This is a genomic window from Flavobacterium psychrolimnae (assembly GCF_003312425.1).
GTDB lineage: Bacteria > Bacteroidota > Bacteroidia > Flavobacteriales > Flavobacteriaceae > Flavobacterium > Flavobacterium psychrolimnae.
In genome coordinates this window covers 166,153-178,640 of record NZ_QNUX01000008.1, presented here as the reverse complement: position 1 = coordinate 178,640, position 12,488 = coordinate 166,153, and the positions used below count along the sequence as shown (strand labels likewise).

The window sequence follows — 12,488 nt, the reverse complement described above, 5'->3', positions numbered from 1 at the left end:
GCTCCTGCTATTGTCGCTAATGATGATGCCGGAACTCCTGTAAACGGTGCCAAAGGTGGAATAGCTTTCACCAATGTATTGGTTAACGATACTTTAAACGGAGTGCCTGTTTTAGCTTCGCAAGTTGTCTTGACTACGGTTTCATCTTCGAATGCTGGAATTACATTATCTGGAACTGATGTGGTAGTGGCTGCCGGTACGCCTGCTGGTTCTTACACGTTGGTGTACCAAATCTGTGAAATACTAAATCCAACCAATTGTGATACGGCTACCGTTACCGTTAGCGTTACCGCTCCTGCTATTGTCGCTAATGATGATGCCGGAACTACTGTAAACGGTGCCAACGGCGGAACGGCTTTCACCAATGTGTTGGTTAACGATACTTTAAACGGAGTGCCTGTTTTGGCTTCGCAAGTTGCTACGACTTTTGTGTCTGCTTCGAATGCTGGTGTGACTTTATCTGGTACTGATGTGGTAGTGGCTGCGGGTACACCTGCTGGTAACTATACCTTGGTGTACCAAATCTGTGAAATCTTAAATCCAACTAATTGTGATACGGCTACCGTTACCATTAGCGTTACCGCTCCTGCTATTGTCGCTAATGATGATGCCGGAACTCCTGTAAACGGTGCCAACGGTGGAATAGCTTTCACCAATGTGTTGGTTAACGATACTTTAAACGGGGTTCCTGTTTTGGCTTCGCAAGTGGCTACGACTTTTGTTTCTGCTTCGAATGCTGGTGTGACTTTATCTGGTACTGATGTGGTAGTGTCTGCGGGTACGCCTGCTGGTTCTTACACCTTGGTGTACCAAATCTGTGAAATACTAAATCCAACCAATTGTGATACGGCTACCGTTACCGTTAGCGTTACGGCTCCTGCTATTGTCGCTAATGATGATGCCGGAACTACTGTAAACGGTGCCAACGGCGGAACGGCTTTCACCAATGTATTGGTTAACGATACTTTAAACGGAGTGCCTGTTTTGGCTTCGCAAGTGGCTACGACTTTTGTTTCTGCTACAAATGCTGGTGTGACTTTATCTGGTACTGATGTGGTAGTGGCTGCGGGTACGCCTGCTGGTTCTTACACGTTGGTGTACCAAATATGTGAAATACTAAATCCAACCAATTGTGATACAGCTACCGTTACCGTTAGCGTTACGGCTCCTGCTATTGTCGCTAATGATGATGTCTATTCCATAGAAAATTGTACCTCATCAGGCATATTAGGAAATGTGTTAGAAAATGATTCACTAAATGGAAACTCCTTAGTAGCTTCAACGGTGAATATCACTTTGGTTTCTGGGCAAAATTCAAATATTCAATTGGATAACCTTGGAAACATCAATACATTAAATGGTACAAATCCTGGAATTTATATTTTAACATATCAAATATGTGAGAAGTTAAATCCAGAAAACTGTGATACCGCAACAATAACCATAACAATTAAGGATAGTACCGCACCGGTAATTGCTCAATTACCAGTACCTTCAACTATAAGTTGTAGTGTAACTCCAAATTTTGCTCAAGCAACAGCAACTGATACGTGTAGCTCTGTTACATTAGCATTCGTTGACACAACTCTTCAAGGAAGTTGTATTGGTTCATACACTGTAACTAGAACTTGGACAGCTACAGATTCAGCAGGAAATTCGAGTACTTCTTCACAAATCATAAGTGTACAAGATACTACTGGTCCAACTACTACCACTGAATTTGCTGCAACTATAAATGTGAATTGTGATGCTATTCCTTTAAAACCAGAACTTATTTTTGCAGATAATTGTTCAACGGCTTCTCCTGCAATATATACAGAGACAATCACTAATAGTTCTCAGAACTCTTATTCAATTGTAAGAAAATGGTCTGTTTCAGATTCTTGTGGAAATATTTCTATATTTACTCAAACCGTTAACGTCTCAGTGGCAAACAGCGGAATAACAATTGCAAGCTCTGCTTGTAGTGGAGATTCCTCTCCAATTAATATCTTTAATTTATTGCCTCAAGGAACTCCAACAAACGGAACTTGGGTAGATGTTAATAATACTGGAGCATTACAAGGAAACATCTTATCCCCTTTTGGATTGAGTTTAGGCGATAAAACTTTTGAATATAGAATCAATGAAGGTGATTGTCCAAGAAACATAGTACTAACTGTAAACATAAACGATGATTGTATCGTTTTAGGATGTGGTGACATAAAAGTACACAATGCATTTTCACCAAATGGAGACGGTATAAATGAAGTGTTTGTTATCGATAATATTGACGATACTGCTTGTTACCCGGAAAATACAGTTGAAATATATAACCGTTGGGGTGTATTAGTTTTTGAAACTAAAAATTACAATAACCAATCTAATAATTTTGAAGGTATCTCTCGCGGAAGAACAACTGTTAATCAGTCATCAGGTTTACCTACTGGAACTTATTTTTATATTCTAAATTACAGTTCTATTGATGGAAATGGTAAAGTGGAAATCAAAAAATTAGACGGGTATTTATACCTTACTAAATAAATTTGACTTAATTTTAATCCTGAGGACAGTCAAAAGTCCTCGGGTTAAAAAATTGAATTAGCCCTATTCTTTAATATAAATAATATTGAAATTATTCTCAGCTATCCTTTTGGATATTAAAAAAGAATTAGTTCAATCACATTAAAAAAATCTACTATGAGAACAAAAATATTTTTAATCTTGTTAATGTTTACAGCATTTACTGGTTTTGCACAGCAAGATGCACAATATACTCAGTACATGTACAATACCATTAACATCAATCCCGCTTATGCAGGATCTCGAGGAGCAATGAGTATTTTTGCTATGCATCGTACGCAATGGGTAGGTTTGGATGGTGCCCCAGTTACAAACGTAGCATCAATCAATACTCCTCTAAATGATAACAATCTAGGTTTAGGAATTTCTTTTGTTAATGATAAAATTGGGCCAACCAATGAAACCACTATTTCTACTGATTTCTCATACACCATTCCTACATCGGAGACTTACAAACTATCATTTGGGATCAAAGCAACAGCCAATTTATTCAATTTAGATATTTCAAAATTAAATCCATCTCAAACAGATCCATCAATACAAGACATAAATAATAAATTTTCCCCTAATATTGGAGCAGGTTTATATCTACATTCTGACAAAGCCTACGTAGGTATTTCCATTCCTAATTTTATTGAATCTGACCGTTATGATGATAATGAAACCGCGATATTTAGAGAAAGAATAAATTACTATTTAATAGGTGGTTATGTTTTTGATATCAACAGCACACTAAAGTTTAAACCGGCAGTACTTACTAAGATGGTCATTGGTGCGCCACTACAAGTCGATCTTTCTGGTAATTTTATGTTTAATGAGAAATTTGTCGTTGGTGTTGCCTATAGATGGAGTGCAGCATTAAGTGCTATGGTTGGATTTCAAATTTCTGATGGAATGTATATTGGATATGGATATGACCGAGAAACAACCCGATTAAGTAACTACAATTCTGGATCACACGAAATATTCTTACGTTATGAGATATTTAAAAATAATGGTAAAATTATAACTCCACGATTCTTCTAAAAAAATTATTATGAAAAATAATATACTCTTTTGTATAACATTAATAATTGCGTTTTCATTTAATGTGTACTCGCAAAAAGAAAAGGTAAAAGTTGCCGACAAAAAGTACGACAACTATGCCTATATCGATGCCATAAAAACCTACGAAAAAGTGGCTGAGAAAGGATATAAATCAGCTGACATGTTTAAAAAATTAGGCAATTCCTATTATTTCAATGCTGAGTTAGAAAAAGCTGCAAGATGGTATGGTGAATTATTAGCAATGAATACTACCGACTTGGAACCCGAATATTATTTCCGTTATGCACAATCTTTGAGATCTATCGGTCAAAACGATAAAGCAAACGAACTATTGGAATTGTTCAATCAAAAATCGGGAAACGATAGTCGCGGAAAGCTTTTCATGAAAAACGTGAATTATCTTGACGCGATAAAAGCCAACTCTGGAAGATATAAAATTGAGGATGCTGGGGTAAACTCCATCTATTCTGATTATGGAACTGCACTTTATTCAAATGAAATCGTGTTTGCCTCAGCGAGGGACACTGGAAGTTTAGGACAAAGAAAACACAAATGGACAAATCAATATTTCACTAATTTATATTCTGCAAATTTAGGGGAAAATATGACTCCTGAAGAACCACAAAAGTTTGACAAAAAGATAAATTCTAAATTCCATGAGTCTACCCCTGCTTTTACAAAAGACGGAAAAACAATGTACTTTACGCGAAACAATTATCTTGATGGAAAAAAAGGAAAAGATGCAAATAAAATTACTTTAATAAAAATATACAAAGCCACTTTAGAAAATGACTCTTGGTCGAATATAACTGAACTTCCTTTTAATAGTGACAATTACAGTGTAGCACATCCTACGCTAAGTCCTGATGGCAAAACATTATATTTTGCCTCTGATATGCCAGGTACTATAGGTCAGTCCGATTTGTTTAAAGTAAAACTAAATGATGACGGAAGTTATGGCGTACCTGAGAATTTAGGTAAAACAATAAATACTGAAGGAAGAGAAACTTTTCCATTTGTGAATGATGAAAATGAAATCTTCTTTGCTTCAGACGGACATCCAGGTTTGGGAGGTTTAGATGTTTTTGTTTCAAATATCAATGCTAATGGAACTTTTAGTGACGTACAAAATTTAGGTGCCGATATCAATTCACCTAAAGATGATTTTGCTTACTTAATAGATACAAAATCTAGAAGAGGTTTTTTTACTTCCAATAGAGATGGTGGCTTGGGATATGATGATATTTATAAATTTTTAGAGTTAAAAAAAATTACATGCCAACAGATTTTATTCGGGGAGATTACTGATCTTGTTACTGCAGAATTACTTCCAGACACTAAAATAACATTATTTGATAATCAATTTAATACTATTAGCACTACTGTATCTGATGACAAAGCTATTTATTCTTTTACAGTTGAATGTGGCAAAACATACTACGTAAGGGCTCAAAAACCTGAATATACTGTAAAAGAAGTAAAGACTACAATAGCTGAAGAAAATGGAAAAACATATTTACCAATCGCATTGGAAAATGCAAAATGTAAAGTAACCATTGGTGATGATTTGGGTAAATGTTTTAATATAAAAATGATTTACTTTGATTTAGATAAATCAAATATTCGTCAAGAAGCAGCATTTGATTTAGAAAAAATATTAGATGTTTTGAACCAAAATCCAACAATGAAACTTGATATTCGTTCCCATACCGATAGCAGACAAACTTTCAAATATAATGAAGCCTTATCTGATAGAAGAGCGAAATCTACTATCAACTGGCTAATCAAAAATGGCGTAAGTGCTGACCGATTAACTGGCAAAGGATATGGTGAAACTCAACTGGTAAACAAATGTTCAGACGATGTAGAATGCACTGAGGAAGAACACCAACTTAATAGACGAAGTGAATTTATTATTACTGCTCTTTAAACATTTACAATTCAAATTTAATAGGCTGTCCGATAAAGACAGCCTATTTTTTTTACACTATTTAAACTCAACTAGAATAGAGTATTACAATTCATAAATAAAATATCCTCAATACTGATAATCAAAATACATACTATATAAGAAGCAAATATAAAAAAAGCCTAATGAGAAATAGATTCATTAGACTTTTTAAAATGTAGTACTCTTTAATAATTTTTACACTAAGAAAATTCAATAAAATCTATTATCGAATATATAAAATAGTAATGTATATATAAATAGAGAAAAGATTAAAAAACTAGTATTTAATGGTTCTTACTCGAATAATAAAAGCAACTGAAACGATTATTAAAAGCAATATAATCTATGTTCTTTGAGCCAAAATAGAATTTAAATCATATTCACGCAACTGCTTTAAAGTTAATTTTCTTAAGTAACCTTTTGCAAATTTTTAGAAAATATAAAAGGCTGTCTTTTGGGGAGAAGACAGCCTTTTAATTATAAAAAACTCAACTTATATTTTAGCAAAAATATTTGTGTAATACTTTTTTCCAGTTGCAGGATTTTCTTTGATGGCAATTCCAAAATGAGTAAAGTTCCCTTCAATATTTTCTTTGTGACCAGGACTCGCTAACCAAGCATTTAATACTGCTTGCGGTGTATTATAGTTGTAAGCAATATTTTCACTAACCGATTTAGCACCTAAAGTTTTCATGATGTTTTCTGAGCGAGCTGCAAAATCATTATGATTCACTACATTATTTGCAATCATGTAATTGTCATGTTCTTCTGATTTGTACGACATGTGATTGATTTTTTCCAACGGATTTAAACCTTTACTAACTCTGTGGGCATTTATCAATTCCATAGTCTCTAACTCAATAGAATTGTATGAGTAAGTAACTACTTTTTGAACAGTTGCGTCAGCGGCTTCAATTTCAGAACTGTCTGAGGAACAGGAATTCATAGTGCATATCACAGCAGCGAGCAATAATGCACGAAGTAATTTTAGCTTCATAATTTTGGTAGGTTAGGTTTAAAGTAGATTGTGGGGCAAACAACTTTAATATATAATACTATGTTTTTTTATTTCTTACTCAAACATACATCTTTTATCGTTTAAATACCAAAAAAAATCGACGAACTACATCATAAAAATAATTAAATATGTATATTTCTTACATTAAGGAGAAAGACGCTCTATTTTCCAAGAATAATCATCTTGACTTGTATAACGAATTCTATCATGTAATCGATTCGGTCTTCCTTGCCAAAACTCTACCTCTAAAGGAGTTACTAAAAATCCTCCCCAATGCTTCGGTCTTGGAATTACCATACTCTCAAAATCTTTTTCCAACTGTTTTAGATTTTCTTCTAAAAATTCTCTTGAAGGCACCACTTCGCTTTGGTTGGACACAATTGCTCCCAGTTTACTTCCATCGGGTCTAGATTCAAAATAACTATCAGAAGTTATTTCCGAAGTTTTTTTAGCAATTCCCTTGATGATTACCTGTCGCTCCATAGTATGCCAAAAAAAAGACAGGCAAACATTCGGATTTGCTGTGATAGCCCTACCCTTTTCTGAATTGTAATTGGTGTAAAAAATAAAACCTTCTTCAGTAAATTTTTTCAACAATACAACTCGAGATTTTGGAAAACCATCTAAGCCTATTGTTGCGACTGTCATCGCATTAACTTCACTGTCCCCTCCAAAGTCTTCTACTTCATGAAACCATCGGTTAAACAAGTTTATTGGGTCTTCTGGGATATTAGATTCCAATAACTCACTCTTCTCGTATGATTTTCTGTAATTACTTAAGTCATTCATAATTTTTATTTTAAAAATGTTGATTGCTGAACCATTCGATTTAAAATCATCGAAAAATTCAGCAGTTATTTGATGCTTAAAATTGTTTTCTTTTATTTAAAACTCAAAGGTTTTTCCGTCATCAGCCAAGAGTACTTCGGGAAAAATAGTTTCTGCTTCTTCCTTAAACAATTCGATACTTTCATATCGAGTCGAATAATGACCTAAAACTAATTGTTTAGCATTGGCTTTCAAAGCAATTGTTGCCGCTTCTTTAGCAGTAGAATGTAATGTTTTTTTAGCTAAATTTTCCTCAGATTGCAGGAAAGTAGATTCGTGGTACAACACATCTATATTTTCTATAATTGGAAGCATTGCTTCATTGTAAACGGTGTCCGAACAAAAAGCATAATTCTTTGCAGGAATAGGATCAAATGTCAATTTGCTATTTTCTATTACTCTTCCGTCTTCAAGTGTAATGTCTTTTCCGTTTTTTATTTTTTGGTAATAACAACTATCTATTTCATAATTTTGGACGGCATCCAAATTGAGTTTTCGGTTGCCAATTTTTTCTTGGAACAAAAAACCATTCGTATACACACGATGTTTTAAAGGAATGGTTTTGACCAAAACCTTTTCGTCTTCAAAAATAATTTCGCTTTCCAAAGATTCCAATTCATGGAAAAACAAACCATAATTCGTCCAGGAATTCGACAATCGCAGTTGCAACTTGATAATTTCTTTGATGCCCTTTGGACCATAAATATGCAAATCCGTAGTTCGGTTCAGCAAAGTAAATGTGGACACTAAACCCACTAATCCAAAAAAGTGGTCTCCGTGTAAATGGGAAATGAAAATATGGTTAATTTTAGAAAATCGGATTTTATTCTTCCGCAGTTGCACTTGCGTTCCTTCCCCGCAATCAATCAGAAAAAGTCTGTTTTTTATGTCTAAAATCTGTGAAGTAGGATTGGTAAAAGTTCGGGGTGTTGCTGCATAGCAACCAAGGATTGTTAGTTTCAAGTTTTTTCGTGTTCAGTTATTTCGTATTTTGCTTAAATCAATAAACGGTTAGACATAACCGAATCAACTAATTTAAAACCCTAAATCTCTTTCAATCTCTTCCATTTCTATAATATCATGCGCTTCTAACAATGAAGGAACTACTGTTAATTTAGCAGGAACAGCATTATAATCAAAATCAGAAGTAACGATTACAAATGACTTTTTAGATTTTTTATGTTGTTTTGATAATGGCATAAACAACTTAATATCATTCGTAGACAAATCGTTATGCATCAAAAGATCAATTATTATGTTGTGTTTTTCGAATGTTTTATATTGATGGGTAACCTTCATTAAAAAAGAAGTAAAATCACCCTGAGTATCCCTAATTGTTACCGTATGTCCTTTTTGATCTACTTTCATTGTATTAAATTTCAAATACTGCTTATGGCAGCGTGGTTTATAAGTAGCTAATTTACAAAGTTTTAAATTAGTTTATTGAATTTTTGAAGCCAAAAGATAAATAACTGCCATTCTAATCGCCACACCATTTTCAACTTGGTTCAAAATCACGGATTGATTGGAATCAGCTACTTCACTTGTAATTTCGACACCGCGATTAATAGGTCCGGGATGCATAATTATAATTTCTTTGCTAAGAGAATCTAAAAGCGGTTTATCAACTCCATATTGCTGCGCATATTCCCTTGTGGACGGGAAATAATTGACATCCATGCGCTCATTTTGTACGCGTAACATGTTCGCAACATCACACCATTCTAATGCTTTTCTTAAATCAGGCTCCACGGTAACACCTAATGATTCAATATATCTTGGGATAAGCGTTTTAGGCCCGCAAACTTTCACCTCAGCGCCTTGCATTTGCAATGCATAAATATTGGACAAAGCGACTCTGGAATGTAAAACATCGCCTACTATGACTACTTTATTTCCAGCTACTTCACCTAGTTTTTCCCGAATCGAATAACTGTCTAACAAAGCCTGTGTAGGATGTTCATGTGCGCCATCACCTGCGTTTACAATACTGGCTTTAACGTTTTTAGACAAGAAATAAGCAGCGCCAGGATTGGAATGTCGCATCACTACCATATCTACTTTCATCGAAAGGATATTATTTACGGTATCTATTAATGTTTCCCCTTTTTTGACGGAAGATTGTGCCGCCGAAAAGCTAATCACATCCGCAGACAACCGTTTTTGTGCTAATTCAAAAGAGAGTTTTGTTCTGGTACTGTTTTCGAAAAAAATATTGGCAATGGTAATATCTCGTAACGAAGGCACTTTCTTAATTGGTCGATTTATGACTTCTTTAAAATGATCGGCAGTTTCAAAAATCAGGTCAATATCATTCTTGTTGATGTATTTTATTCCTAATAAATGATTTACGCTTAATTCTTTCATTTTTATTTACGATTATAGTTTTTAATAGTCAGCGTTGGGATGCAATCTAACTTGTAATTAAATACACGCCATCTTCGCCCTCATTTTCTTTCCAGCTCACTTTTACTTTTTCATTATTGATTGCGTCTACTTGCCTTCCTCTATAATCCGGTTGAATGGGTAAGTTACGACTGAAACGTCGGTCTATCAATACTAGAAGTTCAATTTCAGAAGGGCGTCCAAAAGATTGTATAGCAGTCAATGCAGAACGAATGCTTCGTCCGGTGAACAAAACATCATCTATGAAAATGACTTTTTTATTTTCGACGATAAAATTAATTTTGGTTTTATTTGCTTCTAATGGTTTATCGGTTCTTCTAAAATCATCCCTAAAAAAGGTGATATCCAAATAACCCAGCTGAATTTCAGGAGTTTGATATTCTTTTTCTAAAATTTCTTTTAAACGCTCCGCCAAAAAAACACCTCTTGGTTGAATTCCAACTAATATTGTATCTGAAAAATCTAAGTGCTTTTCGATTAATTGACAGGCCAAACGATGTAATATGATAGTAACTTCTTTTGCAGTAAGTAATACTTTTTGACTCATAGTAATTGTGTGGTTTGGTTTGGCAAATATACAAATTCCAATTTATGATTTTATAATTAAAAAGAGAGAAAATGCTAATTCCAATAATTCAAAAAAAATAGTATATTTATACTACTTAATTTTACAACAATCAATAAAAATTATATAACAGAAACCCGCAGCTATATAGTAATTTTACATTTTAACGTTTAACATAAAAAAACATAAAATCATGCAAAAAAGACTCACCCGATTATTGATGCTTTTTATAGTATTAATCTCATTTTCAAGTTGTTCAATAATAGAAGGAATATTTAAAGCCGGTGTAGGTGTTGGTATCTTTATAGTTGTTGCAGTGATAGCCATTATAATCTTTATTATCAGCAAAATTTTCGGTAGAAAATAAACAACATTACTTTCGAATTAATATTTGAAACCTATTCAAAAAAAAATCTCCCACTATTGCGGGAGATTTTCTATTTTATAAAATCACTTTTTATACGGTGTACATTTTAGCTCTTAATTCCTGAACACCTTCGTTATCTAAGTATTCATCGAAAGTCATATATCTATCAATAGCACCATTTGGTGTCAATTCGACAACTCTATTTCCAACAGTTTGAGCAAATTCATGATCGTGTGTCGTGAAAATTACAGAACCTTTATAGTTTTTTAATGAGTTATTAAAAGCCGTAATCGATTCCAAATCCAGGTGATTTGTAGGTTCGTCAAGCATTAAAACATTAGCTCTTTCCATCATCATTCGTGACAACATACAACGTACTTTTTCTCCTCCGGATAATACTCTACAGGTTTTTAACGCTTCTTCTCCCGAGAAAATCATTTTCCCAAGGAAACTACGAATGTTTACCTCATCACGTTCTTCTTCGGTTTTTACCCATTGGCGCAACCAATCTACAAGAGAATAATCACTTTCGAAAAATGAATGATTATCACCCGGCAAATAGGCTTGGTTAGTTGTAACTCCCCAATCAAAAGTTCCAGAATCTGCGGTTTGATTTGCGTTTAATATTTCATAAAATGCAGTTGTTGCTCGCGAATCTTTCGAGAAGAGAACAATTTTATCGCCTTTGGCCATGTTCAAATCTACTCCTTTAAACAAAATTTCTCCATCTATGGAAGCGCTTAAATTTTGAACATTCAAAATTTGATCTCCTGCTTCACGCTCTTGGTCAAAAATAATTGCAGGGTAACGACGACTTGATGGTTTTATCTCAGAAATATTCAACTTGCTAATCATTTTTTTACGCGAAGTAGCTTGTTTTGATTTGGCTACATTCGCACTAAAACGACGAATAAATTCTTCTAATTCCTGTTTCTTTTCTTCTGCTTTTTTGTTTTGTTGTGCGCGCTGTTTCGCTGCTAATTGGCTTGATTCATACCAAAAGGTATAATTTCCTGAATAATGATTTATTTTACTGAAATCAATATCCGAAATATGCGTACAAACGGAATCTAAAAAGTGTCTGTCGTGAGAAACTACAATTACGGTGTTTTCATAGTTGGCCAAGAAATTTTCTAACCAAGCAATGGTTTCAAAATCCAGATCATTGGTAGGCTCATCCATAATAAGTAAATCCGGATTTCCAAAAAGCGCCTGTGCCAAAAGGACACGAACTTTTATTTTTCCTTCCAAATCTCCCATTAAAGTATAATGATGTTCCTCTGTAATTCCAAGATTTGATAACATCGATGCTGCATCAGAATCCGCATTCCATCCGTTCATTTCTTCAAATTGCACTTGCAATTCGCCTATTCTGTCTGCATTTGAATCATTGTAATCTAAATACAAAGCATCCATTTCTTTTTTGATCGCATAAAGGGTTTTATTCCCCATCATAACGGTCTCCAATACGGTACTTTCGTCAAACATATTGTGGTTTTGGTTTAAAACCGACATACGTTTTCCTGGTTCCAAATGAATATTTCCCGAAGTTGGGTCCATTTCACCTGCAATTATTTTAAGAAAAGTAGATTTTCCAGCGCCATTGGCTCCGATAACGCCATAGATATTACCGTGTGTGAAGGTAGTATTTACTTCGTCAAACAAAATTCGTTTGCCAAACTGAACTGATAAATTATTTACTGTTAACATGAATGTTTATTTTATAAAATTTTTGCAAAAATAC

10 protein-coding genes are annotated in these 12,488 nt (G+C 34.1%); 3 read left to right on the top strand and 7 right to left on the bottom strand.

Annotation, left to right across the window (positions count from 1 at the left end):
• The 3 genes from DR980_RS10235 to DR980_RS10225 all read left to right on the top strand — a co-directional run.
• On the top strand, positions 1–2,523 hold a 2,523-nt coding region (locus tag DR980_RS10235), incomplete at its 5' end, for a gliding motility-associated C-terminal domain-containing protein (protein WP_146779236.1).
• Positions 2,524–2,679: 156 nt separating this feature from the next.
• On the top strand, positions 2,680–3,588 hold the full coding sequence (locus tag DR980_RS10230; RefSeq protein WP_113635721.1) for a PorP/SprF family type IX secretion system membrane protein: 909 nt from the start codon (positions 2,680–2,682) through the stop codon (positions 3,586–3,588).
• 10 nt (positions 3,589–3,598) lie between these two features.
• On the top strand, positions 3,599–5,539 hold the full coding sequence (locus tag DR980_RS10225) for an OmpA family protein (protein WP_113635719.1): 1,941 nt from the start codon (positions 3,599–3,601) through the stop codon (positions 5,537–5,539).
• Between the two features lie 514 nt (positions 5,540–6,053).
• Here DR980_RS10225 and DR980_RS10220 read toward each other — a convergent pair.
• The 7 genes from DR980_RS10220 to DR980_RS10190 form a co-directional block, all read right to left on the bottom strand.
• Positions 6,054–6,557: a CAP domain-containing protein gene (locus tag DR980_RS10220; RefSeq protein ID WP_113635717.1), complete on the bottom strand. Its 504-nt coding sequence runs from the start codon at positions 6,555–6,557 to the stop codon at positions 6,054–6,056.
• 165 nt (positions 6,558–6,722) lie between these two features.
• A complete protein-coding gene (gene pdxH, locus DR980_RS10215; RefSeq protein WP_113635715.1) occupies positions 6,723–7,367 on the bottom strand; it encodes a pyridoxamine 5'-phosphate oxidase in 645 nt (214 codons plus the stop codon).
• Positions 7,368–7,463: 96 nt separating this feature from the next.
• A complete protein-coding gene (locus DR980_RS10210; RefSeq protein ID WP_113635713.1) occupies positions 7,464–8,369 on the bottom strand; it encodes a ribonuclease Z in 906 nt (301 codons plus the stop codon).
• Between the two features lie 72 nt (positions 8,370–8,441).
• Positions 8,442–8,774: a ribonuclease Z gene (locus DR980_RS10205; RefSeq protein ID WP_113635711.1), complete on the bottom strand. Its 333-nt coding sequence runs from the start codon at positions 8,772–8,774 to the stop codon at positions 8,442–8,444.
• 72 nt (positions 8,775–8,846) lie between these two features.
• Entirely contained in the window at positions 8,847–9,773 is a 927-nt protein-coding gene (locus DR980_RS10200; protein ID WP_113635709.1) for an aspartate carbamoyltransferase catalytic subunit, read from the bottom strand.
• Positions 9,774–9,819: 46 nt separating this feature from the next.
• Complete coding sequence (pyrR, locus tag DR980_RS10195) at positions 9,820–10,359, bottom strand: bifunctional pyr operon transcriptional regulator/uracil phosphoribosyltransferase PyrR (RefSeq protein WP_091168558.1); 540 nt, start codon at positions 10,357–10,359, stop codon at positions 9,820–9,822.
• A 475-nt stretch (positions 10,360–10,834) separates the two neighbouring features.
• Entirely contained in the window at positions 10,835–12,454 is a 1,620-nt protein-coding gene (locus tag DR980_RS10190) for an ABC-F family ATP-binding cassette domain-containing protein (protein WP_113635707.1), read from the bottom strand.
• Positions 12,455–12,488: the final 34 nt, after the last annotated feature.